The sequence below is a fragment of the Nocardia sp. NPDC058519 genome (assembly GCF_042719755.1).
Classification (GTDB): Bacteria; Actinomycetota; Actinomycetes; order Mycobacteriales; family Mycobacteriaceae; genus Nocardia.
In genome coordinates, this window is the sequence record NZ_JBHXNK010000030.1 from 23,440 (window position 1) to 48,316 (window position 24,877).

General features: G+C 67.5%; 19 protein-coding genes. 13 read left to right on the forward strand and 6 right to left on the reverse strand.

What is annotated here, in order from left to right; genetic code table 11:
• The first annotated feature begins 106 nt into the window (after positions 1-106).
• From ACFWPK_RS27310 to ACFWPK_RS27325, 4 genes are all read left to right on the forward strand, one after another.
• Positions 107-895: an alpha/beta fold hydrolase gene (locus ACFWPK_RS27310; protein ID WP_378920487.1), complete on the forward strand. Its 789-nt coding sequence runs from the start codon at positions 107-109 to the stop codon at positions 893-895.
• Positions 896-899: 4 nt separating this feature from the next.
• Positions 900-1,190: an MGMT family protein gene (locus ACFWPK_RS27315; RefSeq protein WP_378920489.1), complete on the forward strand. Its 291-nt coding sequence runs from the start codon at positions 900-902 to the stop codon at positions 1,188-1,190.
• Positions 1,191-1,275: 85 nt separating this feature from the next.
• Complete coding sequence (locus ACFWPK_RS27320; RefSeq protein WP_378920491.1) at positions 1,276-3,015, forward strand: NTP transferase domain-containing protein; 1,740 nt, start codon at positions 1,276-1,278, stop codon at positions 3,013-3,015.
• Positions 3,016-3,312: 297 nt separating this feature from the next.
• Positions 3,313-3,471: a hypothetical protein gene (locus ACFWPK_RS27325; protein WP_378920493.1), complete on the forward strand. Its 159-nt coding sequence runs from the start codon at positions 3,313-3,315 to the stop codon at positions 3,469-3,471.
• Positions 3,472-3,521: 50 nt separating this feature from the next.
• Here the strand turns inward: ACFWPK_RS27325 and ACFWPK_RS27330 are convergent, their stop codons facing one another.
• From ACFWPK_RS27330 to ACFWPK_RS27345, 4 genes are read right to left on the reverse strand one after another with little or no spacing between them, the layout of a single operon-like run.
• Positions 3,522-5,483, reverse strand: coding sequence for a dipeptide ABC transporter ATP-binding protein (locus ACFWPK_RS27330; RefSeq protein ID WP_378920494.1), 1,962 nt, complete (start codon positions 5,481-5,483; stop codon positions 3,522-3,524).
• Positions 5,480-6,340 carry an ABC transporter permease gene (locus ACFWPK_RS27335; protein WP_378920496.1) on the reverse strand — a complete coding sequence of 287 codons (861 nt, stop codon included), beginning with the start codon at positions 6,338-6,340 and terminating at the stop codon, positions 5,480-5,482. Before ACFWPK_RS27335 ends, ACFWPK_RS27330 begins: the two co-directional genes overlap by 4 nt.
• Positions 6,337-7,296 carry an ABC transporter permease gene (locus tag ACFWPK_RS27340; RefSeq protein WP_378920498.1) on the reverse strand — a complete coding sequence of 320 codons (960 nt, stop codon included), beginning with the start codon at positions 7,294-7,296 and terminating at the stop codon, positions 6,337-6,339. The genes ACFWPK_RS27335 and ACFWPK_RS27340 overlap by 4 nt, the downstream gene beginning before the upstream one ends.
• Complete coding sequence (locus ACFWPK_RS27345) at positions 7,293-8,870, reverse strand: ABC transporter substrate-binding protein (protein WP_378920500.1); 1,578 nt, start codon at positions 8,868-8,870, stop codon at positions 7,293-7,295. Before ACFWPK_RS27345 ends, ACFWPK_RS27340 begins: the two co-directional genes overlap by 4 nt.
• A 261-nt stretch (positions 8,871-9,131) precedes the next feature.
• On the opposite strand from ACFWPK_RS27345, the gene ACFWPK_RS27350 reads away from it, so the two are divergent.
• From ACFWPK_RS27350 to mtnC, 4 genes are all read left to right on the forward strand, one after another.
• Positions 9,132-11,450, forward strand: coding sequence for an arylsulfatase (locus ACFWPK_RS27350; protein WP_378920502.1), 2,319 nt, complete (start codon positions 9,132-9,134; stop codon positions 11,448-11,450).
• Positions 11,451-11,599: 149 nt separating this feature from the next.
• On the forward strand, positions 11,600-13,249 hold the full coding sequence (mtnA, locus tag ACFWPK_RS27355; RefSeq protein ID WP_378920504.1) for an S-methyl-5-thioribose-1-phosphate isomerase: 1,650 nt from the start codon (positions 11,600-11,602) through the stop codon (positions 13,247-13,249).
• Entirely contained in the window at positions 13,246-13,815 is a 570-nt protein-coding gene (locus ACFWPK_RS27360) for an acireductone dioxygenase (RefSeq protein WP_378920506.1), read from the forward strand. Before mtnA ends, ACFWPK_RS27360 begins: the two co-directional genes overlap by 4 nt.
• Positions 13,812-14,492, forward strand: a complete 681-nt coding sequence (gene mtnC / locus ACFWPK_RS27365; RefSeq protein WP_378920508.1) for an acireductone synthase — start codon at positions 13,812-13,814, stop codon at positions 14,490-14,492. Before ACFWPK_RS27360 ends, mtnC begins: the two co-directional genes overlap by 4 nt.
• Before the next feature lie 13 nt (positions 14,493-14,505).
• On the opposite strand, the gene ACFWPK_RS27370 is transcribed toward mtnC, so the two are convergent.
• Entirely contained in the window at positions 14,506-15,408 is a 903-nt protein-coding gene (locus ACFWPK_RS27370; RefSeq protein WP_378920510.1) for a hypothetical protein, read from the reverse strand.
• Positions 15,409-15,625: 217 nt separating this feature from the next.
• On the opposite strand from ACFWPK_RS27370, the gene ACFWPK_RS27375 reads away from it, so the two are divergent.
• Entirely contained in the window at positions 15,626-16,459 is an 834-nt protein-coding gene (locus ACFWPK_RS27375) for an alpha/beta fold hydrolase (protein ID WP_378920512.1), read from the forward strand.
• On the opposite strand, the gene ACFWPK_RS27380 is transcribed toward ACFWPK_RS27375, so the two are convergent.
• Complete coding sequence (locus ACFWPK_RS27380; protein WP_378920514.1) at positions 16,456-17,247, reverse strand: helix-turn-helix transcriptional regulator; 792 nt, start codon at positions 17,245-17,247, stop codon at positions 16,456-16,458. The two genes, ACFWPK_RS27375 and ACFWPK_RS27380, sit on opposite strands and share 4 nt — an antisense overlap.
• A gap of 737 nt (positions 17,248-17,984) precedes the next feature.
• Here ACFWPK_RS27380 and ACFWPK_RS27385 point away from each other — a divergent pair.
• Genes ACFWPK_RS27385 through narI form a run of 4 tightly spaced genes read left to right on the forward strand, consistent with a single transcriptional unit; the run spans position 17,985 to position 24,826 of the window.
• The gene (locus ACFWPK_RS27385; protein ID WP_378920516.1) at positions 17,985-21,695 is read left to right on the forward strand and encodes a nitrate reductase subunit alpha; all 3,711 of its coding nucleotides are present in this window, start codon (positions 17,985-17,987) and stop codon (positions 21,693-21,695) included.
• Between the two features lie 10 nt (positions 21,696-21,705).
• On the forward strand, positions 21,706-23,397 hold the full coding sequence (narH, locus tag ACFWPK_RS27390) for a nitrate reductase subunit beta (RefSeq protein WP_378920588.1): 1,692 nt from the start codon (positions 21,706-21,708) through the stop codon (positions 23,395-23,397).
• The gene (gene narJ, locus ACFWPK_RS27395; protein ID WP_378920518.1) at positions 23,394-24,074 is read left to right on the forward strand and encodes a nitrate reductase molybdenum cofactor assembly chaperone; all 681 of its coding nucleotides are present in this window, start codon (positions 23,394-23,396) and stop codon (positions 24,072-24,074) included. The genes narH and narJ overlap by 4 nt, the downstream gene beginning before the upstream one ends.
• Positions 24,071-24,826 (forward strand): respiratory nitrate reductase subunit gamma, encoded by a 756-nt coding sequence (gene narI, locus ACFWPK_RS27400; protein WP_378920520.1) that lies wholly within the window; start codon positions 24,071-24,073, stop codon positions 24,824-24,826. The genes narJ and narI overlap by 4 nt, the downstream gene beginning before the upstream one ends.
• Positions 24,827-24,877 lie beyond the last annotated feature (51 nt).

The window sequence follows — 24,877 nt, forward strand, 5'->3', positions numbered from 1 at the left end:
CGAGCTATCCGATCGCACCACATCGGCTATTGCAACAGACCAGTCCGACACACCGGCGCACCCCTACCGGGGGGACACGCTGCGCGACCGGGCGCGACCGGCCAGAATGACAGTCGTGTCGTCGCTTCATGTGCACCGATTCGGCCCCGCCGACGGTCCCGTCGTCCTCGCCCTGCACGGTCTCACCGGCCATGGCAACCGGTGGGAAACCCTCGGCACCGAGCACCTGCCCCAGGCCAGGATCATCGCCCCCGACCTGCGCGGACACGGCCGCTCCACCTCGCTGCCGCCGTGGGATTTCGACACGATCGTCGACGATCTCGCGCAGCTGCTGCGCGCCGAGACCGACGGCCCGGTCGTCGTGGTCGGCCACTCCTTCGGCGGCGCGACCGGCATCCATCTGGCCCGGCAGCACCCCGACCTCGTGCGCGCGCTGGTCCTGCTCGATCCCGCCATCGGCATCGACGCGAAACTGATCGAGCAGGTCGCCGCGGCCAACCTCGCCTCCCCCGATTACACCGACCTAGCCGAAGCCCGCTCCGACAAGCAGGTCAGTGCGTGGGGACCCGACGAAGTAGCGCCCGAGATCCTGGAGCGGGAGTTGGCCGAGCACCTCGTGCCGACCGAGGGTGGCCGGGTCGGCTGGCGCATCTTCCAGCCCGCGATCACCTCGTACTGGGGTCAGCTGGCGCGACCGTTCGTGTTGCCGCCCGCCGACCTGCCGACGGTGCTGGTTCGCGCCGCCAAGGTGGAGCCGCCGTATGTCACCGCGGAGTTCCTGGCCGCCCTCACGGCCCACCTCGACAACTTCACCGCCGAGGTCTGGGACTGCGACCACATGGTCGCCCAGGCCCGCCCCGCCGAGACCGCCGCGCTGATCGCCACGGTCCTGTAGCCCGATGGCCGTGACGACGGAGGAACAGGTGGAGAAGGTTCGCGAACTCGTCGCCGCGATCCCGCCCGGCCGCGTCTCGACCTACGGCGATATCGCCGCCGCGGCCGGGCTGTCCTCGGCTCGCACCGTCGGCTGGATCATGCGCACCGATTCCGCGGACCTGCCATGGCACCGCGTCATCGGCGCCAGCGGCCGCCCCGCCGCACACCTCGCCACCCGCCAGCTGCGGCTGCTCACCGAAGAAGGCGTGCCGATCGTCGACGGCCGTGTCGTCCTGCGCACGGCGCGACTCTGAGCGGCGCTCGGTCGCGCGGCTCGAGCACGGGCAGTACGCCTACTAGCATGGCTTTCGTGCCGATTACCCGATCCAGGATCAGCCGATGACCGCCGCCGATGCCATCGTGCTCGCGGGCGGGCGAGCCAGCCGGATGGGCGGGGTCGACAAGCCGGCGATCGTGATCGGTGGTCGGTCGATGCTCGACGCGGCCCTGGACTCGGTGCGCGACTGCGCCGAGGTCGTCGTGGTCGGGCCGCATCGTCAGCTCGATCCCCGGTTCGGGCAGGTTCGTGAGGTGCCGCCGGGTTCCGGCCCGGTCTCCGCGATCGGCACCGGCCTCACCGCACTCGATTCCGCCGCGCCCTGGGTGGTCGTGCTCGCGGCCGACATGCCCTTCCTCACCGACGCCACCGTCCACGAATTGCTGCGCAGCGCGACCGAATCCACCGCTGACGCCGTTTTCGCGATCGATGCCTCCGGTCGCCCGCAGTATCTGGTCGGCGCTTGGCGGCGCAGCGCGCTGGTGACCGCGCTGGCCGGCCTGGATTCACTGGTGAACCAGCCGATGAAGGCCATCGTGCCCGCCGAGACCATCCTGGTCGAGCTACCGGATATCGCTGACTGCGATACCGAGGAAGAGGTCCGCCGCGCCCGCGAATCCTTGGCCACCGACCGCGCGTCGGCCCGCCTCGACCTCACCGAAGCGCGCGAACGCATCGGCACCGGCCTGACTCCCCTGGTCGCCTACGACGCCGCGCTGAGCGAAGTACCCGGTGCCGCTCTGGCCGCGCCGATCACCGCCGCGGGCCCACTGCCCCGCTTCGACGTCTCGGCCATGGATGGTTACGCCGTCTGTGGCGACGGCCCGTGGCAGCTACGTCGCGACGTCGGATTCGCGGGCGGCGCGCGGCCGGAGGGTCTGCGTCCCGGCGAAGCGGTGCGTATCGCCACCGGCGCCCACGTCCCCGACGGCACCACGTCGGTCCTGCGCGACGAATTCGCCACCATCACCGGGGACGAACTGACCCGCCTGCCCGACACCCCGATCCGCGGCGATGTCCGAAAGAGCGGCGAGGACAGGAAGACCGGCGATCTCGTGGCACCGGCGGGCACGCCGGTCACCGTCGCCCTGCGCTCGGCCGCGGCCTCGGTCGAGGTCACCACCGGTACGGTCCGCGGGCCGGTTCGCGCTCGAATTGTCATGACCGGCGACGAGATTCGCAGCACCGGCCCCCTCCAGACCGGCCAGACCCGTGACTCGATCGGCCCCGTCCTGCCAGATCTACTCGCAGGCTGCGGGGTTCGCGTCATCGACCGCGTCCACCTGCGCGACACCGCGCACGGCTTCGACGACATGCTCACCAACACATCCGATTTCGACCTACTCGTCGTGGTCGGCGCCACCGGCGGCGGCGCGGCCGACCAGCTCCGCACCGCCATCGCCCGGGCCGAAGCCCGCATCCTGGTCCCCCGACTCGCCTTGCGCCCCGGCGGTTCCACCATCGTCGCCGAACTCCCCACCGGACCGACCATCCTCGGTCTCCCCGGCAACCCCTTCGCCGCGATCGCGGTCCTGCTCGCCCTGACCCCGGCGATCGTCGCCGCCCGCACCGGCTCCCCCCTCCTCCGAAAAATCCTCGGCCCCCTCCACAACGCCGCCGAGATCACCGCCCCGGTCCAACGCATCACCCCCGCCCGCCACGCCCCCGACGGCGGCTGGCTCGGCGACCCCACAGTCCGCACCGCCCATCTGGCCGGCCTGATAGACCGCGACGGCCTGGTCATCGTCCCCCCGGATGCCACCGACGGATCAACCGTCGAGTTCCTCCCACTCCCCTCCTGACCGAACTCTTGCCGGGGCTCGTGAATATGACCGAGATCGAATACCCCGTTCTCGCCACAATTCTCGAGTAGGCACAGAATGGCGGGGTCCGGATTATCCGGACCGATGGATCGGAGGCACTGACACGCCGCATTCACGCCGGTAGGAAACCTATTTTGGCCTCAGGTCTACCCTCGCGCCGTATTGGTGCTTATTGTTGGACGAGTCAGGCGTGGGACGCCCCGCACGCGAGGTGGATTGCGTCGGACAGTGCGTTGAAGGCTTAATCACTTATCCCTCGGAAAGGACCGTGTGGAGATGGCTGACAAGTCTAAAAAAGCACCGAAGAAGATGCCCAAGCAGATGCCGCGCCAGCAGCAGGAGCAGCGGCAGGAGCAGGGGCAGGACTCGCAAGGGATGACGCGAGCAGGCCAGGACGATCGGCGTGATCAGCAGCGCCGCCCCGGCCATCACTGAAATACGTGTGTCGACGAGCCGCCGGTATCGCTACCGGCGGCTCGTCCACGTCATGCCCCGATGCTCAGTAGCGCGCCTGCCGCGGATTCGTCCCGCCCCCGCCGCGCCGTCGACGGATCGGGAACGGGCACCGCATCGACCAGGCGGCGGGTGTACTCCTGAGCCGGTGCGGCGAATACCGCGCGCACCTCGCCGGTTTCGACGATCCGGCCCTGCCGCAGCACCACAACCCGGTCGGCGACCTGGTGCACCACGGCCAGATCGTGACTGATGAACAGGCTGGCGAAGCCGTATTCGGCGCGTAGGTCGGCGAAGAGGTCGAGCACCTGCGCCTGCACCGACACATCGAGCGCACTGGTGGGCTCATCGGCTACCAGCAGTCGCGGCGCCAAGGCCAGCGCGCGTGCCAACGCCACCCGCTGACGCTGCCCGCCGGACAGCTCCCCCGGCCGACGCTGCGCGTAATCCCTTGGCAGCCGCACCGATTCGAGCAAGTTCGCGACCTTGGCCTGCAACAGCGCGCCTGATGCCGCCCGATGCACCTGCAAAGGTTCGCCGATCGCGTCGGCGACTGTGCGCCGCGGATCGAGCGAGGCGCTCACATCCTGATGCACCAGAGCGACATGTTTGCGCAGTCCACGCAGCTCGCGCCGCGACAATCCCGCCAGCGCGACACCTTGCAGCTCAACGCGTCCCGACGTCGAGGGGACGAGTCCGAGCGCGGTGCGTCCCAGCGTGCTCTTGCCCGACCCGGATTCACCGACGAGCCCGAGGACTTCACGCGGGCCGAGGGTGATCGAAATGTCTTGCAGCGCGGGGAAAGACGCACCGCCATGGCGTCCCGGATATACCACCGACAGATCGTCGATCCGCAGCACATCCCGGTAGTCGGATTCAGCTCGCCCGCCGCCCTTTTCGGCGACAACGGCAGGCCCACGGACGACGACCCGCCGCAGAATCCGGCGGACACTCCGTTCCGAGGATTCCGTCGGAACGTCGTCATCCGGTTCGGCCGCGAGGGCTTCCGACTCATCGTCGACGGGATCGGACGCGCCGGCCACGTCGACAACCCCACCAGCTTCGCCGTTGTCCGCGGCCTCACCCCGAACCTTCGCACCGGCACCGGACGCAGCCTCGCTGACCTCGGCATTACCCGAGGCAACGGCGGCGGAATCCGCATCGATCGCAGGTTCTGGATCTTCACCCCGCGACGACACCGCGGGCAACCGTGGCACCGCGGCCAGCAGCGTCCGGGTGTATTCCTCCCCCGGTTCGGCGAACAACCCGAACACCGTCTGCTCCTCGACCACCCGCCCCTCGCGCATCACCACGACCCGGTCGGCGATCTCCGCGACCACCCCGAGGTTATGGGTGATGAACAGGATCGCCGTGCCGCGCTGACGTTGCAGGGAGCGCAGCAGGTCGAGGATCTCGGCCTGCACGGTGACATCGAGTGCGGTGGTCGGCTCGTCGGCGATGAGCAGTTCGGGCTCGCCGGACAGGGCGAGCGCGATGACCACGCGCTGCTTCTGCCCGCCGGAGAGTTGATGCGGATACCAGTCGAGACGCTTGTCCGGTTCCGGGATATCCACGGCCGTCAGCAGTTCGATCGCGCGGGTTCGCGCGGCAGCCCTGTCTGTCACACCGTGCGCGCGCAGCGCCTGGGCGATTTGGGTGCCGATCTTCTGCACCGGGTTCAGCGCGGTCTGCGGCTCCTGAAAGACCATGGCTGCCTTGGTACCGCGCAGGTCCCGCAACACGGATTCAGCCGCACCGACGACCTGCGTGCCCGCGAGCCGGATCGACCCGCCCGCCCGCGCGGTCTCCGGCAGCAGCCCGAGCACCGATCGCGCGGTGAGCGATTTTCCCGAACCGGACTCACCGACCAGGGCGACGACCTCGCCCCGGCGTACCCGCAAGCTCACCCCGTCGACGACCGTCTTGTCCCCGAATCCCACTGTCAACTCGTCGATCTCGAGCAGCGGGTCGCGCTGATCAGGTGGTGTGCTCATGCCAATCTCCTTGCCCGGCCCAATGCTTGGGCGATCAACAGGAATCCCAGGGTCAACGCGGCCACCACAACCAGGGGTCCGATCGCGATCCACGGATTCGCGTCGAGGTTGGCGATCGAGGCGGCGATCAGCGAACCCAGGGAGGGCTGCGGCGGGAGCACGCCGATCCCGATGAAACTCATCGCGCCTTCGATGAACACCGCCACCGACAGCGACAGCGCGAACTGCACGCCGAGTGGCTCGATCACATTGGGCAGCACATGCTTTCGCAGGGTCCACCAGGTGTCGGCGCCGATCACCTCAGAGGCTTCGACGAACGGCTGTTCGCGCACGGCCAGTACCGCCGTGCGGATCTGCCGACCGAAGATCGGGATCTCGGCGGCGACGATCACGATGACCACCGCGTGCCAGCCGGGCCCGGTGATCGCGGCGAGCGTGATCCCCAAGATCAACGTGGGGAAGGCCAGAATCAGATCGAAGACCCGCTGGACAGTCACGTCCGCGATCGGATGGACGGTGGCGGCCAGCCCGATGAGCGCACCGATCACGGCGCCGATCGGTACCGCGAGCAGCGCGATCAGCAGGTCGATCCGGATACCGGCAAGCACCCGCGCGGCCACGTCACGGTTGAGATGGTCGGTGCCGAGCCAGTGCTGGGCGCTCGGCCCGAGCAGGTTGGCACCGGGGATCTGGGTGAGCGGGTCGTAGGAGCTGAGCAGCCCGGCGAACACCCCGGCCAGCGCCACCACGACGACCAGCAGCACCCCGGCCAGGCCCTGTCCATGACCGAGTGCCCGCAACGGACCTTCGTTTCGCGATGAATCGGGCGCTCTGACAGCAGGTTTCGTCGTCGTCATGACCGTCCTCCGATGCGAATTCGCGGGTCCAGCCACGCATGCGCGACATCGGTGATCAGCTGGATCACCACGAACACCGCCACCGACAGCAGCAACAGCACCTGCACGAGCGGATAGTCGCGGCGGCTGATGCCCTGTTCGATGAGCTGCCCGATCCCCGGCCACACGAAGGCCGCTTCGACCAGCACCGCACCACCGAGCAGTTGCCCGGTCTGGATGCCGAGCACGGTGAGCATGGTCGGCAGTGCGTTGCGCAGCGCCCCACGGGTGACGATCTCGCGATAGCCGACACCGAGCGAACGTGCCGTCAGCACATACTGTTTCGCGAGTTCGGTGCGTAGCGCTTCGGTGAGGAACCGGGTCAGCGCCGCCGACACCGGCAGCGCGAGGCAGATCGCGGGCAGCAGCAGGTACTGCACCGCGATATCGGGCCGCGCGATAAATCCGTCCGGCGGCACCCCACCGGCGGGCAGCACCGGAATCGCGACGGCGAACACCAGCACCAGCAGCGGGCCCACCACAAACGTCGGCAGCGCGACAGCGATCGTATTGGCCGCGGCGACAGCAGTATTCAACCAGCGGCTCGGCCACAGCACCGATGCCACCGACACGACCAGACTCACCAGCACGGCCAGCAGCAGCGCGGTCACGGTGAGCACCAGTGTGTTGGTGAGCCCACGGCCGACCAGGTCGGTGATCTCTCCGCCGATGATGTAGGAGCGACCGAGGTCGAGGGTGAACAGATCACCGAGCCACTGCAAGTACTGCACCGGGATCGATCGGTCGAGACCCAACTGGTGACGGATCACCTCGATAGCCTGGGGTGTCGCGTCGTTGCCCGCCAGGATGGTGGCCGGGTCACCCGGGACGAGCCGCAGCAGCAGGAAGATCAGCACCGAGGCGCCGAACAGCACCAGCAGCGCCGACGGGAGACGGTGCAGCAGGTAGCGCCTCATGACAGGAAAGTGTCGGTGAGGACGGGTTCGCGTCGCTTGGTCCAGGCGAAACCGTGCACCTTGTTGACGGTGGAGTACTGCTGGAAACGTACGCCGATCTCGATCAGGAACAGCCCTTCGAGCAGCTGATCGGTGACGGCCTGATAGGCGCGCACCGCATCGGGCCCGGTGCCTTTCGGCAGCTGCCAGGCCGTGTCAGCGGCCGCGGTGTAGGCGGGCGATTCGTAGCGCGAGGCATTGCGGCGGGCGTTGAACGGGTAGGCGCTCACCGTGAGCGTCGACGGGACGAACTGCGCCCACGAATGGTCGGTGACCCACAGGCCACGGAACTGCTGACCGGTGAGCTGCTTGACGAAGGTGGCGGCGTCGACCGGGTCGAGGTCGACCTCGATGCCCACATCGGCGAGGTTGGCCTGCACGATCTGGGCGACCTCGCCGTAGCCGGGGGGAAAGGTCAGCGGCAGCTTCGGCGGCTTGGCCGACTGGCCGAGCAGTTGCTTGGCCTTGCCGATGTCACGGCTGTATTTGGTATTGCGGGATTCGTCGAAGGCGGGCGAGTTCTTGGGCCACGGCACGTTCAGCGGATATCCCGCGCCCCGGAACACCTCGTTGATGATGCGCTCGCGGTCGAGGGAGTAGGCGATGGCCTGGCGGACCCGGACATCGGCCAGCGCCGGTTCGGTCACATTGACGCCGACATAGGCTTGCAGCTCCGCGCCTTCCAGATCGTGCACGGTGAATCCGCCGCTCTTGCCGAGGTTTTCGGCATCGCGGTAGCCGAGTTCGCGCGCGGCGGCGATCTGACCGGACTTCAATGCGTTGAGCAGCGCGTTCGGGTCGGGGATGATCGAGACCTCGACCCGGTCGAGGTAGGGACGCTCGGGCACCCAGTAGTCGGGGTTCTTCTCGAAGATCAACTGCGAGTTGGGGACCCGCTCGACATATTTGAACGGGCCCGTGCCGATATAGGTGTCGCCGGTGCCGAGCTTGTCGGCGGTTTCGCTGTCCATGATCGGCACGGTGTCGAGCAGGTCGTAGATATTGCTCAGCGGGTGGGCGAGCTGCAATACGATCCGCGTCGGCGAGACGATGTCGAACCCGGTGACGGCGGCCGCCGAGCTACGCAGCTGCGCCGACCATTTGGCGTCGGCGTAGGTACGCAGCGAGAACTCCACGTCCTTGGCGGTGAAGGTGCGCCCGGAATGGAATTTCACGTCGTCGCGCAGGTCGAGGCTCAGCGAGCGACCGTCGGCGGCGAGCTGCCACGACTTCGCGAGCAACGGTTGCGGTTCCAGGCTGTCGTTCGGGTAGCGGATCAGCGATTCGTACACCAAGCCGATCACGATCGGGGTCGCCGCGGTGTTGGTGAGCAGGTTCGCGGGCACCAGGTCCTCACGGATGCCGACCTTCAGGGTGCCGCCGCGCACCGGCGTCGCGTCGTCCCCACCGGCCTTCTGTTCCGAGACCGCCGAGGTGCAGGCCGCCAGCGCGGCACCGCCGAAGATGGCCGCGGCGGCGATGCCGCTGGTGCGCAGGAAGTTTCGGCGGCCGAAGCCACTCGACGTAGAACTCATCGTGAAGATCCTCGAAGACGCATCGGCCCGCGCGGCGGGCCGAGGAGGGTGCACAGCGCACCGCAGGGAAGGGAACACACGGCTCAGCCGCGAACGTCGTGGGCGTTCGTCAGCCGCGCAGGACGCGACACGAACAGCAGCAGGGTGGCTGATTCGTGGGCACGGCAGTGACGCTAACAAGTTGCGGCGCACCGGTCACCGATTCCACGCACACTGCACATAACCCTGGTGACCAGCGGATATGTCGCCTTTACTGCCAGAATGCCTGTTCCACCCCATGCTCGCGGCTACGCATCCTTCGGCGGCTCGGCCGGTCGCACGTCCGCGGAGTCGACACCCGATTGGACCTACCCGCCCACCGCGCCCGAGGGCTCGCCGAACATCGTCGTCGTCCTCGTCGACGACATGGGTTACAGCGATATCGGCCCCTTCGGTTCGGAGATCGAGACGCCGACGCTCGACCGTCTCGCGGCCGAGGGTGTGCGGCTGTCGAACTACCACACGACGCCGCTGTGCTCGCCCTCGCGGGCGGCACTGCTGACCGGAATCAATTCCCACCGTGCGGGTTTCGGCTTCGTCGCCAATGCCGATCCCGGCTATCCGGGCCTGCGGCTGGAACTGGCCGACGACGTACTCACACTGCCGGAGATATTGCGCGGCAACGGTTACGCCACCTACGCGGTGGGCAAATGGCACCTGGTGCGCGATGCCACGATGAACCCGTCGGCGCATCGGGACTCCTGGCCGACCCAGCGCGGATTCGACCGCTACTACGGATCGCTGGAAGGCCTGAACTCCTTCCACTACCCGAACCAGCTGGTGTCGGACAGCTCGGTGGTCGATGTCGAGGAGTATCCGGAGGGCTACTACCTCACCGACGATCTCACCGACAAGGCGCTGTCCTACATCAAGGACCTGCGCGCGCACGACGCGGACAAGCCGTTCTTCCTCTACTTCGCGCACGTGGCCATGCACGGACCACTCCAGGCCAAGGCCGAGGACCAGGCCAAGTACCGCGGTCGCTACGCCGAGGGCTGGGACGAGCTGCGCAGGCGCCGTTTCGCCGAGCAGCTGGCCCAGGGTTTGTTCCCACCGGGCACCGAACAGAAGCCGCGCAATACCGAGCCGGGTTACGAAGCGGCGGAGTGGGATTCGCTGTCGGCTGACGAGCAGCGGCGCTATGCCAAGTACATGGAGGTGTACGCGGGCATGGTCGACAGCATCGACCAGAGCCTGGGCCGCATCGTGGACCTGCTCGAAGACCTCGGCGAACTCGACAACACCATCATCGTGTTCACCTCCGACAACGGCGGTACCGCCGAGGGCGGGCCGGAGGGCACCCGCTCCTATTTCGCCGAGTTCGCCCACGTCGACGACCCCGATTGGGTGGGCGATGTCCCGCACGACGAGGACCTGATCGGCACCGCGAAACTGGGCGTGCACTACCCACGCGGCTGGGGTCAGGCGTCCAACACCCCGTTCCGGTTCTACAAGGGCCAGACTTTCGCGGGCGGCGTTCGCGTGCCACTGGTCGTGTCGTGGCCGAAGGGATTGCCGCGCAACGATACCGATTTCGGCATCCGCCACGAATACGCCTACGTCACCGATCTCGCGCCGACGCTGCTCGAGCTGGCGGGTCTGGACCGGCCTTCTGTGCGTAACGGGCTGCCCGCCAAGGACTTCGACGGCGTCTCCGCGGCGGAACTGCTGCGCGATGCGGCAGCACCGACGCGGCACACCGAGCAGTACTCGGAGATGACCGGCCACCGTGGCTTCTACCGCGACGGCTGGAAACTGCTGTCGCTGCACGACTCCGATGCCGACATCGACGCTCCGAACTGGCAGCTGTTCGATGTGCGCGCCGATCCGACAGAGTTGCACGATCTTTCGGCGCAGTACCCGGACAAGGCTGCCGAACTGGCCGCCGCCTGGGACGAATCAGCGTGGGCCAACACGGTGTTCCCGCTCCTGACCCGCGCCGACCTGTTCCGCCGCCGCCCGGAGGAAGCGCGTTTCGCCGCTCCCGTGCGGCTTCTGCCCGGTACCCCCACCCTGGAGCGCTACCGTTCCCAACGCCTCATCGCCTACCGCGACTTCACCATCACCGCCGATCTGACCGGTGCTCAGGGCTTCCAGCTCGGCGACGAGGGCGTGCTCGTCGCGCACGGTGACCCGCTCGGTGGGTACCTGCTCTACATCGAGGACGGCGAAGTAGTGCTCGGCGTGAACAGCTACGGGCGGTATGCGTCAGTCGGCGTGCCGCTGCCCGTCGGGACGCGCGAGATCACCGTGCGAGCCACCGTCGAGCCGCGACTGCGCTGGGACTTCACCCTCCAGGTCGACGACACACCGCTCGCGGAGCTCACCGACCAGGTGCAACTGGTCGGCATGGCGCCGTGGACCGGGATATCGGTCGGCGTCGACGCGCGCGGCCCGGTCTCGTGGGACCTGCGCGAGCGCCGCGGACCGTTCCGCTATTCCGGTGGCCTGCGCGCGATCACCTACACGCCGGGGCCTATCCAGGTCCCGCAGCGGACGATCGAGGCGGTGGAGCGGGAGGCTGAGTACGCCGCGGAGTGATGGACCGCAGCGTGCGCCGATCGCCGGTCGCCGATACTTCGACCGTCCGCGCGACGGGCGCACGCTCAGCGCGGGCCCCGAGGATCGCGGCGCGACCAGGTCGGATACCGTTTACCAGCCAGAAATGCCACGCAGACAGGACGCCGGAGATGGACGACAGTTCCCTGATCTGGGACGACGGCGCGCTCGTCACCATCGACCAGCGCGGACTGCCGCACGAGGTGCGGGAACTGCGCCTGCGCGCCGTCGACGAGATCATCGACGCGATCACCACGCTCGCCATTCGCGGCGCTCCGGCGATCGGGATCGCGGGCGCGTTCGGCGTGGTCATCGCGACGCGGGTACACACGCGTGACGGGGTGGTCGACGTGGCCGCGGTGCAGGCCGAGGCCGACCGGATCGCCGCGGCTCGACCGACGGCCGTCAACCTGGCGTGGGCGGTCGACCGGGTGCGTGGCCGAATCGCCGACGGTGTCGACGCGGTGCTGGCCGAGACCCTCGACATGCTCGCCGAGGACGGGCGAGTCAACTTGGCCGCCGCAACCCACGCCGCTGACCTGGTGCAACGTCTGTGCGGTGACCGTCCGCTCCGGCTGCTCACCCACTGCAACACCGGCCGCCTTGCCACCAGCGCGGTGGGTACCGCCATCGGCGCGCTGCGGGTGCTGCACGAGCGCGGCGCCGTCGAGGACGTGATCGTCGACGAGACCCGTCCGCTGCTGCAAGGCGCCCGGCTCACCGCGTGGGAGCTGGCCGAGGCGGGCATCCCGCACCGGCTGACCATCGACTCCGCCGCCGCATGGGCGATGGCGACCGGTCAGGTCGACGCCGTGCTCGTCGGTGCGGACCGGATCACCGCCAACGGTGACGTCGCCAACAAGATCGGCACCTTCACCCTGGCGCTGGCCGCACGCCACCACGGCATCCCGTTCATCGTGGTCGCCCCGGAATCCACCCGTGATACCGCGATGGCGACCGGCGCGCAGATCGTGGTGGAACAGCGAGCCGCTGCCGAGGTCACCGGATTCGGCGGGGTCGCGACAGCACCGGCGGACACTGCGGTGTTCAACCCGGCTTTCGACGTGACACCTACCGACCTCGTCACCGCGGTGGTCACGGAAAACGGTGTGGTCTACCGCAATTCGGATTCGTTCGACGCCCGAGGTCAGGAGATCGCCGCCACCGCGCGTCAACTCTATGAGCGCGGGTGGATGCCGGGCACGGCAGGCAATATCTCGGTGCGGGTCCCCGGCGGCGAGGATGCCCTCATCACCGCCAGCGGCTTGTCCAAAGGCGAACTGAGCGCGCACGACACAGTGCTCGTCGCGATCGCCGACACCACCGCGCGCCCCGGCCAGAACCGGAAACCGTCCGCGGAGACCAGCATCCATACCGCCGTCTACCGCACCCGCCCCGCCGGTGCGGTCGTGCACGTGCACTCCCCGTTCGCCACCGCGCTGGCAACCACCGCCGCGCGGCCCGGCGGCACGGTGACTCCTGTGCGGATCACCGGTTTCGAACTACTCAAGGGATTCGGCCTCGCCGACCCGTCGTCGGTGGCGATCCCGGTGTTCCCGAACTGGCCGGACGTCCCACGCATCGGCACAGATATCGAAACCTATCTCCGCGAAAACCCTGATGCCCCACCGATTCTGCTCATCACCGGGCACGGGATCACCACCTGGGGTGACACTCTTGCGCAGGCGCGTGATCGCGCCGAATGCCTGGAAGCCCTGTGCGAGCTGATCGCGCGCACGGGACGTACCGACGCCACGCCTCTCGAGATCGGACCGACATGACCCTGCTGCAAGTGATGGCCGCCGACAACGCCGCCGACGTCCGGGTGCGTACCACCGACCCCACCGAGATCGGCGCCGAGCTGGCACAGCACGGCATCGCCTACTCGCACTGGGACGTGCTCGCCGACGCCGCCGCCACGGACTCCGACACCCTGCTCGCCCACTACGGCCCGCAGATCGCCGAACTCAACGCCTCGGGCCGCTACCAGCACATCGACATCGCCCGCATCCACCCCGACGCCGACAACCCGGAGTGGCCCGCCACGGCCGCCGGTGCGCGCGCGAAGTTTCTCGACGAGCACCGCCACGCCGAGGACGAGGTGCGCTTCTTCGCCGCCGGCCGCGGCTGCTTCTACCTGCACGTGGGCGATGCCGTGCTCGCGACGGTCTGTGAGGCGGGCGACCTGCTCTCGGTCCCCGCGGGCACCCTGCACTGGTTCGACATGAGCACCACCCCCGACTTCATCGCCATCCGCTTCTTCGAGGAGGCCGACGGCTGGGTCGGCGACTTCACCGGCGACAAGATCAGCGCGGGCTTCCCCACCCTCGACGAACTGCTCGCGTGACCCGCGCGATCGTCCTCGACATCGAGGGCACCACCAGTCCCACCGATGCGGTCCGCACCGACCTCTACGGCTACACCGAACAGCATCTACCCGCCTGGCTGGCCGAAAACGCCTCCGGCCCCGCCGCATCGGTCATCGCGCAGACCCGCGAACTGGCCGAAGAACCCACCGCGGACACCGACCGAATCGCCGCCGTCCTCACCGCCTGGCTGCATTCCGACGTGAAGGCCGAGCCACTCAAAGCCGCCCAGGGCGCCATCTGCGCCGAGGGTTTCCGCGCGGGCGCACTGCACGGCCGCTTCTTCGACGACGTGGTCCCCGCCCTCAAATCCTGGCACGACGCCGGCTTCGTCCTGTACGTCTACTCCTCGGGATCCGAACGCAACCAACGAGATTGGTTCACCTTCGCCGAAGCCGGCGACCTCTCCCGTCTCATCACCGATCACTTCGACCTGGTCAGCGCAGGCCCCAAACGCGAGCCCGGGTCCTACGCTGTCATCGCCGACCGCATCGCCGTCCCGGCACCGGAAATCCTGTTCCTGTCCGACCACCCCGACGAACTCGATGCCGCGGTCGCCGCGGGCTGGCAGGTCATCGGCATCCGTCGCCCCGGCGAACCCAACCCCGCACGCCCACCCCACCACTGGGTGAGCTCCTTCGCCGATATCGAGTTCTGACTCCCGGCGCTGCTCAGCCGACCTGGGCCCTGACCGCGCCCAACGACGCACCCCGCTGCACCGTCCCGAATACCCGGCGCGCGTGTACCGCGACGGGGCTCGTCGACCACGGTGCCAGGGTGGTGGTGAACATCAGTTCGCACCAGGACAGGGCGGGGATCTCGCCGGCGGCGAGGGTGGCGATGAGGGAGAGTTCGGTGTCGTGGCCGAGCCAGGCCGCTACCAGCCAGGAGGCGTCGAGGCGGCCGAGGAATTCCTCGGCGTCCTCGGGCGGGCCGTGCGGGGTGTCGACGGCCAGGTGGACGACGGCGGCGATGGCGTGGCGCATCTTGGCATCCATGCCGATGGCGTCGTGCAGCAACAGACTTTCCAGTGCCGAGCGCAGTTCCATCGAGGGATCGAGGGCTAGTTCGTGCATGTCGAGCCTTTCCTGTGGTTCGGACTGCTGGTCGAGGCCGCCGGTGATCGCGCGCAGCGTCGGAATAGTCTGAGGTACCTCTGGATCGACGAGGTCGGTCAACGGGCCCGACGTCCAGTCGAGCCCGCCGAACGCCTGGCACCAGTCCAGCGCCGGATTGTCCTCGGTGACAATCAGATCCAGGGCAAGGCCGGCCATCGACGCGGTGCAGGCCAGGGTGATGGCGTCGAGTCCGTCCTCGCTGACCGCCAGGTGCAATGTCACCTTCTCGACCCCGGTGTCCTCGCGTGCTCGGCCCGCGAGCCAGATCGCGCGGCCTGCGGCACCCATCGCGGCAGCGAGCTGGTCGCCGCGCGGATGGTCGGCGTCGGCGTCGATGAACGGGCCGTACCAGATCGCCCTGCCCTCCGCGTCGCACACCGCGAATGTCGCCGACACGCTGTCGCCCGCGGCGGCCAAACTTATGTGGGCGTCCAGCCCCTGCTCCGTAACCCTCATCAATATCCCCGTTTTCCGATTCGAGCCGAATATCGGTACGCCTCCTATCCAATCCGTCATGAACAGACATGTCCACAGGGCGCGCACAAATAGTTGTCCCCGGCGAGGTACCAACACTCGCCAGTGAATTCACGGGACCGGCGCTCCACCGAACAGGCGGCACCGCATTCGGCCCGCAACCGGGCGAAATCCACTCATTCGCTTGTATGTTTCGACCATGCCCTTCGTGCACTCCGATTCTGTAAAGATCCATTTCCGCACCGATGCCGTCCGTGGTCCGACCCTGCTGCTCGCCCACGGATTCCTCATGGACGAATCCATGTTCGACCCGATCCGGAAGGTGCTGGCACACACCGATATCAATGTGGTGGCCTGGGATGCCCGTGGTCACGGCCGCACCGGATACGGCGACAACCCACGCTTCGATTACTGGGATCTGGCCACCGACGGACTGCGCGTGCTCGACGCACTCGGCATCGAGAACGCGATTGTCGGCGGCGTGAGCCAGGGCGGTTACGCGGCACTGCGGATGGCGTTACTCGCCCCCGAACGCGTCACCGGGCTGGCGCTGCTCGATACCGAGGCCGACGCGTGCACCAGGGATGACGAAACCTATTACGAGAACTTCTTCGACGAATGGTGCGGCGGCGGCGCATTGCGGCCATTGGCCGAGGACCTCGCGCCGCGATTGATCGGCGGCACCGACCCGGAGATCTGGCAGACCTGGATCACCCGCTGGCTCGCCGCCGATCGCACCGCGATCCGGCCGGCGGCCGACTGCCTGATCGGGCGCGATTCGGTCTGTGGACGGCTCGGTGAGATCAGCGTGCCCGCGCTCGTTCTGCGCGGCGAACACGACCACAGCAGTACCGCGGACAAGTGCGCGCGGCTGGCGGACGGGCTGAGGGGCGCGAGCGGTGTGCGCACGGTGGCGGGTGCGGGCCACGGCTGCGCGCTGACCCATCCCGAGCAGGTCGCCGCGGCGCTGGCCGCGCTGGTCACGGCCTGCGCCCCGTACGCCGTCGAGCCGGTGGCGGTCGCCGGGATCTAGTGGTCGGGACCGCGAACGCCCAGGTAGTACTGGATGCGGCCGGGATAGGCGACGGAGTCGAGCCGGAACAGCTGGACGTCGACGGTGTAGTTCGCGCCGGTGTGCAGATCACACAGCCGCATGGCGGTGTGCTCGCGACCGTAGACGGTGTCGCCGTCGTCCCAGATTCGGCGGAAGTCGCGATATTGCGCCAATTCGTCGAGCAGTTCGGTAGCCCAGTCACCGCCGACCTGCTGGCCGATCAGGCCGCGCAGCCAGTGCACGGTGAGCGTGGACTCCTTCTCCCATTCCACCATTACTTTGCGTGAGAGCGGATTGCCGAAGAACCAGCGCAGAATATTGACGTCGGAGACCAGTCCCGGGAACGCGCGGTCGTAGGATTCGTTGCCCGCGAGCACGTTCCAGCGCGTGTCGACATAGGCCGCCAGATCGGGTTCCTGTAGCGCCAATGTCCGGCGCATCTCGGCGCTGATCTCGGCTCGCAGATCCTCGACCGTCGGATTGTCGACAGGGGCGAGCCCGGCAAGATCGAAAAGATGTCTGCGCTCGATATCGGTCACCGGTGCGATCCGGTCGAGGTAGCGCACGAGCGCTTCGATCACCGCACGTGTCGGCCGGTCTCGATCCCCGCTCTCCAAATGCGTGATGTAGCTCGAGCTGACCCCCGCCGCGAAGGCGAGTTTTTCCCGCGAAATCCGCCGATCGTCGCGAAGTCGCCGCAGCAATCCGCCGAGCGTCGGCGGTTTCGGCGGCCCATCGGGTCCGTCGAACGATGGCTTCGGTAGCACCCCAACCCTTCCTGTCTGCACAGGCTCATCCTGGAGGACTATTCAAGCTCGAACCAACCGCCGACCGGAAAAGATGCCGTTTCTTTATATTGGCGCCGCGCCATTTGGGTAGTTAACCTTCGGCAACTGTGTTCGTGGTCACGAAATGCGGTGTGCTGAACCGAATTAAAAGGATTCTAATTCTTTCCGTTCAGCATTGCTATAGGATTCCGCACCGCTCGACCGTGGCCACCACGGCCGTCGCGATCGCAGCCCCCCGCCGGACACCCGCCGCCGACCGGACGCTCCCCGGATCGACTCCGCGACCCCTGCCACGGAGCGCGACGATCGTCCGGTACGACCGGGTTCGCCCTGCCGCTGCCGACCGGCTCGACACCGCGCGCAATGCCGTCCCCGCTCGACCATAGCTGTGTGTGGCGTCACATCCGCGCTGTTCAACGGGCACACCGGGTGTGTAAACAAATGTAAACCGCGGGAGAACCAAGCGTTTCCGAAGCATCACCGCCGACCCCCCGACGCACCCCCCGATCACCGCGTTCGGCCAGCTCGCGGCACATTCACCCTGGTGAGCCCCTGATCGCGGGCGCCGCCGCGTACCTCCCCCGTGACCACGACATTTCGCCGACCTCACACCTCACCGACGCCCGAATCCGGATGTGAAAAGTTCGTTTTGCCGAAGGAGTCCGCCTCCTTACAGTTTTCCCAACAGCCCGATTTCACAGCTCGAAGGGGGCGTCGTGGTTAATTCGCGTACGCAAGGTCCGTCGCCCGCCGATTTCGGCGACACATTGCTGAACCTCGGTAAGTATTTCCAGCGGGGCGAGGTCTCGCCCGACAACCGGTCCGTCTACAAGGTCGGCGGCCGCGATGCCGACGAGTTCTACCGGGACCGCTGGTCGCACGACAAGGTGGTGCGTTCCACCCATGGCGTGAACTGCACCGGCTCGTGCTCCTGGAAGATCTACGTCAAGGACGGCGTGATCACCTGGGAGTCCCAGCAGACCGACTACCCGTCGGTGGGCTCGGACAAGCCCGAGTACGAGCCGCGCGGCTGCCCACGTGGCGCCTCCTTCTCCTGGTACACCTACTCCCCTGCCCGCGTGCGCTACCCGTACGTGCGTGGCACCCTGCTCGACCTGTACCGCAAGGCCAAGGCCGAGCTCAAGGACCCGGTGCTGGCCTGGGAGTCCATCGTCGAGGACCCGGTCAAGGCCAAGGCGTACAAGACCGCGCGCGGTAAGGGCGGTTTCGTCCGCGCCGAGTGGTGGGAAGCCGCCGAGATCGCGGCTGCCGCGCATGTGTACACGATCAAGCAGTACGGACCCGACCGCGTGGCAGGCTTCTCGCCGATCCCCGCGATGTCGATGGTCAGCCATGCCACGGGCGCGCGCTTCGTGTCGCTGATCGGTGGCTACATGCTGTCGTTCTACGACTGGTACGCCGACCTGCCGGTGGCCTCTCCGCAGGTGTTCGGTGACCAGACCGACGTGCCGGAGTCCGCCGACTGGTTCGACGCGGGCTACCTCATCATGTGGGGCTCCAACGTCCCGGTGACCCGCACCCCCGACGCGCACTACATGACCGAGGCGCGCTACCGCGGCCAGAAGGTCGTTGTGGTCTCCCCCGACTACGCCGACAACACCAAGTTCGCCGACGAATGGGTGGCTGCGCGCCCCGGTACCGACGCCGCGCTGGCGATGTCGATGGGCCACGTGGTGCTCAAGGAGTTCTTCATCGAGAAGCAGACTCCGATGTTCACCGACTACATCAAGTCCTATACCGACCTGCCGTACCTGATCTGCCTCGACGAGGCGGCAGATCAGGACGGCGCCCTTCCCGGCAAGTTCCTCACCGCCGCCGATCTGGGCCACACCGGCGAAGGCGTCGAACACAAGCCGGTGCTGCTGGACCAGGCGGGCAACCCGGTCGTGCCCAACGGCTCGCTCGGCCACCGCTTCGGCGAGGGCGACGCGGGCAAGTGGAACCTCGACCTCGAGGGCGTCGACCCGCTGCTCACCCTGCTCGGCCATTCCGCCGACGCGCCCGCCACCATCGCGCTGCCGCGTTTCGACACCGATGTCGCCGGATCGATCATCCGCGGCGTGCCGACGAAAATCGTTGCGGGCAAACGGGTTACCACCGTCTTCGACCTGTTGCTCGCGCAGTACGGCGTCGGCCGCGACGGCCTGCCGGGCGAGTGGGCCAAGGGCTACGACGACGCCGAGTCGCCGTACACCCCGGCCTGGCAGGAGAACATCACCGGCGTTCCCGCCGCGCAGGCCGCTCGGATCGGGCGCGAATTCGCCGACAACGCCGAACGTTCCGGCGGTCGCTCGATGATCCTGATGGGCGCGGGCACCAACCACTGGTTCCACTCCGATCAGATCTACCGTGCCTTCTTCACCCTGACGCTGCTCACCGGCTGTCAGGGCAAGAACGGCGGCGGCTGGGCCCATTACGTGGGCCAGGAGAAGTGCCGTCCCGTCACCGGCTGGGCCACTTTGGCTTCCGCGTCCGATTGGCAGCGCCCGCCCCGCCAGATGCAGGGCACCGTGTTCTGGTACCTCACCAATGATCAGTGGCGCTACGACCCCTTCACCTCGGACTCGTTCGCATCGCCGCTGGGCAAGGGCAAGTTCGCCGGTCGCACCGCCGCCGACAACATCGCCCTGGCGAGTCGTCTTGGCTGGATGCCCAGCTACCCGACGTTCAACCGCAACCCGCTCGACCTCGCCGACGAGGCCGCCGAAGCGGGCAGGACCCCCGCCGAGCATGTCGTCGACGGTTTGAAATCCGGCGACCTGCGCTTCGCCTGCGAAGACCCCGACGCTCCGGAGAACTTCCCGCGCGTGCTGACCGTGTGGCGCGCGAACCTGCTCGGCTCCTCGGGCAAGGGCAACGAGTACTTCCAGAAGCACCTGCTCGGCTGCGGCTCCAACCTGCAGACCACCGACGCGACCGGAGTGCGCCCGAAGGAACTGGAATGGCGTGAGGAAGGTGCCGAGGGCAAGCTGGATCTGCTTCTCGCACTGGACTTCCGCATGACCAGCACCACTCTGTTCGCCGACATCGTGCTGCCCGCCGCCACCTGGTACGAGAAGCACGACCTGTCCTCCACCGACATGCACCCCTTCGTGCACGCGTTCTCCCCCGCCATCTCGCCGCCGTGGGAGGCCAAGACCGACTTCGAGGCGTTCCACCGGATCGCGCGTGGGTTCTCCTGGCTGGCCGAGAAGCACCTCGGCACCCGCAAGGACATCGTCGCGGTGCCGTTGCAGCACGACTCTCCCGACGCGCTGGCGCAGGCCGGTGGCAAGGTGCTGGACTGGAAAGCCGGCGAGTGCGAGCCGATTCCGGGCAAGACCATGCCCAAGATCGTGGAGATCGAACGCGACTACACCAAGATCGCGGAGAAGCTGGCCGCGCTCGGACCGCTGGTGGAGAAGCTGGGTCTGACGACCAAGGGCATCACCACCTTCCCCGAGGAAGAAGTGGCGTACCTGGCCGGGCAGAACGGCACCATCGTCTCCGGCATCGCCGCGGGCCGTCCGTCGCTGGCCAAGGACACCCACGCGGCCGAGGCCATTCTGTCGCTGTCGGGCACCACCAACGGCCGCCTCGCGGTCGAAGGGTTCGAGGCGCTGGAGCGTCGCACCGGCACCGAACTGGTCGACCTCGCGAAAGAGGCCGAGGGTAAGCGGATCACCTTCGCCGACACCCAGGCTCGCCCGGTACCCGTGATCACCTCGGCGGAATGGTCGGGCTCGGAATCCGGTGGCCGCCGGTACTCGCCGTTCACCATCAATGTCGAGCGGCTCAAGCCGTGGCACACCCTCACCGGTCGCCAGCACTTCTACCTCGACCACGACTGGATGATCGAACTCGGCGAGCAGTTGCCGATCTTCCGTCCGCCCCTGGATATGTCGGCGCTGTTCGCGGAGCCGAGCATCGGCAATGTGAGTGGCAACGGCCTGACGGTGCGGTACCTGACGCCGCACTCCAAGTGGTCGATCCACTCGGCCTACCAGGACAACCTGCACATGCTGACGCTCTCGCGCGGCGGTCAGACGATCTGGATGTCGGACCGCGACGCGGTGAAAATCGGTGTGGCGGACAATGATTGGATCGAGGCGATCAACCGCAACGGTGTCGTCGTCGCCCGCGCGATCGTCTCGCACCGCATGCCGGAGGGCACGGTCTTCATGTACCACGCCCAGGACCGCGCGGTCGACGTGCCACGCATCGAAGGCGCCGAGGACACCACGAAGGAAGCCAAGGGCAAGCGCGGCGGTATCCACAACGCGCTCACCCGGGTGCTGATCAAGCCCTCGCACCTGATCGGCGGCTACGCCCAGCAGTCCTTCGCCCTGAACTACCACGGCCCCACCGGAAACCAGCGTGACGAAGTCACCACGATCCGCCGCCGCAACCAGAACGTGGAGTACTGACATGCGTGTAATGGCTCAGCTCGCCATGGTCATGAACCTGGACAAGTGCATCGGCTGCCACACCTGCTCGGTCACCTGCAAGCAGGCGTGGACCAACCGCGGCGGCACCGAGTACGTGTGGTTCAACAATGTGGAAACCCGTCCGGGACAGGGTTATCCGCGTCAGTACGAGGACCAGGAGAAGTGGAAGGGTGGCTGGACGCTCAACAAGCGCGGCAAGCTGACCCTCAAGTCGGGCTCGCGTTTCAAGCGCCTGATGAACATCTTCGCCAACCCCGACCTGCCCACGGTCGACGACTACTACGAGCCGTGGAGCTACGACTACGACAACCTGCTGTCGTCGCCGCCCATGGACACCACCCCGGTCGCGCGGCCCAAGTCGCTGATCACCGGTGAGGACACCAAGGTCACCTGGGGTGCGAACTGGGACGACGACCTGGGTTCGGGTCCCGAGCAGGTCGGCAAGGACCCCATGCTCGGCAAGCTGGAAACCAAGGTGAAACTGGAGTTCGAAGAGACCTTCATGTTCTACCTGCCGCGCATCTGCGAGCACTGCCTCAACCCCTCCTGCGCCGCGTCGTGCCCCTCCGGCGCGATCTACAAGCGCGAGGAAGACGGCATCGTGCTCGTCGACCAGGACAAATGCCGTGGTTGGCGGCAGTGCATCACCGGCTGCCCGTACAAGAAGATCTACTTCAACCACAAGACGGGCAAGGCGGAGAAATGTACTTTCTGCTACCCGCGTGTGGAAGTCGGCATCCCGACCGTGTGCTCGGAGACCTGTGTCGGGCGGCTGCGCTACATCGGCGTGATGCTCTACGACGCCGACGCGGTGCTCGAAGCGGCGCAGGTCACCGATCCGCAGGATCTCTACACCTCGCAGCTCGGTGTGTTCCTCAACCCGCACGACCCGCGCGTGATCGCCGAAGCCGAGAAGGCCGGGATCTCACCGGAATGGATTGCGGCCGCACAGGATTCGCCGGTCTACAAGCTGATCGTCGACTACCAGCTGGCGCTGCCGCTGCACCCGGAATACCGCACGATGCCGATGGTTTGGTACGTGCCGCCGCTGTCGCCGGTGGTCGATGTGCTCACCGAGACCGGCCACGACGGCGAGGACGCGCGCAACCTGTTCGGCGCCATCGACGCGCTGCGCATCCCGGTGGAGTACCTGGCCGAGCTGTTCACCGCGGGTGAGCTCGGGCCGGTGCGCTCGTCGTTGCAGCGGTTGGCCGGTATGCGGGCGTTCATGCGTTCGGTGAACCTCGGCGAGGAACCCGAACCCGATATCGCGCCGTCGATCGGTCTCGAGCCCGAGGAGATCGAAGCCATGTACCGGCTGCTCGCCATCGCCAAGTACGAGCACCGGTATGTGATCCCGATGGGCGCGACGTCCAAGGCGCACGAACTGGATTCGCTGGCCACCGGGTGCAGTCTCGACACCGACGGCGGGCCGGGCATGACCGCGTTCGACCAGGTCGTCGAGAAGTTCTCGCTGTCGGACACCAATCAGGCCGCGCCCGAGGAGAAGTCGGGCCGGATCAACCTGCTCAACTGGGACGGGCGAAGCACCAGTGGACTCCTGCCGACCGCGAATGGCAAGACCGCCGACAACGGGGAGACCGGCAACGGCGCCGGTAACGGCAACGGCAGCAACGGCGCTGCCGTCGCCGACACTCCGGTGAGCGGTGTCGCGCCATGAGTCTGCTGTCGATTCGTAAACGGCCCCAACCGGTTACCGAGATGGCCGAGCGCGACCGCCTGGTCGTGTGGCGGCTGGCCGCGTTCCTGCTCGACTACCCCGGCGAGCAGACCCTGGCCATGCTCGACCAATTGTCCGAAGCCGCAGCGCAATTGCCCGAAGAGGTGCAGTCGCACTTCGCCGAGATCTTCGCCTACCTGCGTGACACCCCGGCGATCGAGGTGGCGCAGAGCTATGTCGAGACCTTCGACATGCGCCGCCGCGCCAGCCTGCACCTGACGTTCTACGCCTTCGGCGACACCCGCAAACGCGGGATGGCGCTGCTGCGGTTCAAGCACGCCTACCGCCAGGCGGGGGTGGAACTCGGCGACGAGGAACTGCCCGACCACCTGCCGGTGCTGCTGGAATTCGCCGCCACCATCGACCCGATCGGCGGCGAACGCCTGCTCGGCGAGCACGTGCCGGTGATGGAGCTGCTTCGGCTGTCGCTGGGCGACAACAATTCTCCCTACAGCGGGGTACTCGGCGCGGTGCTCACCACCTTGCCGCCGGTGACCACCGCCGACCGCAGGCGCATCGCCGAACTCGCCGCCCAGGGTCCGCCCGAGGAAGAGGTCGGCCTCGAACCGTACGCCATGGACCCCGCCCTCTTCGAAGCCACGGAAGGCCGCCGATGAACGCCACCATTCCGCTCCCCGAAGGCCTGTGGCTGATCCTGCCCTACATCGCGGCGACTTCCTTTGTGCTCGGCCATGTCTGGCGCTACCGCTTCGATCAGTTCGGCTGGACCACCCGCTCCTCGCAGATCTACGAGTCCAAGCTGCTGCAACTGGGCAGCCCGCTGTTCCACTTCGGCATGCTCGGCGTCTTCTTCGGTCACGTGATGGGCCTGCTGATCCCCGAATCCTGGACCGCGGCGATCGGCATCTCCGAGCACGCCTATCACATCGTCGCGGTCGGCGCGGGTTCCGTCGCCGGGCTCATGGTCGTGCTCGGCGTCGCCATCCTGTGCTACCGCCGGATCGCCATCCCCGCCGTGCGCAAGAACACCAGCCGCAACGACGTGATGATGTACACGCTGCTGACCTTGGCCCTGGTCACCGGCCTGCTCAACACCTGGGGTTCCAACCTGCTCTGGGGCACCTACAACTACCGCACCACCGTCTCGCCCTGGTTCCGCAGCCTGTTCTCGATCAACCCCGAACCGGGTCTGATGGTCGGCGTCCCCTGGACCTTCCAGCTCCACGGCCTCGTGGTCCTCGCCCTGGTCGCGGCCTGGCCCTACACCCGCCTGGTCCACATGTTCAGCGCCCCCATCGGCTATATGACCCGCCCGTACATCGTCTACCGCCGCAAGGAAGTGGAAACCAAGGACAAGACCCGCTTCGCCAAGGCGTGGGACGCACCGGTCACACCCGACCGCTGGTAGTCCGCGCGACCGTTCGACGGCCCGGCTGATCTCGCATCAGCCGGGCCGTCG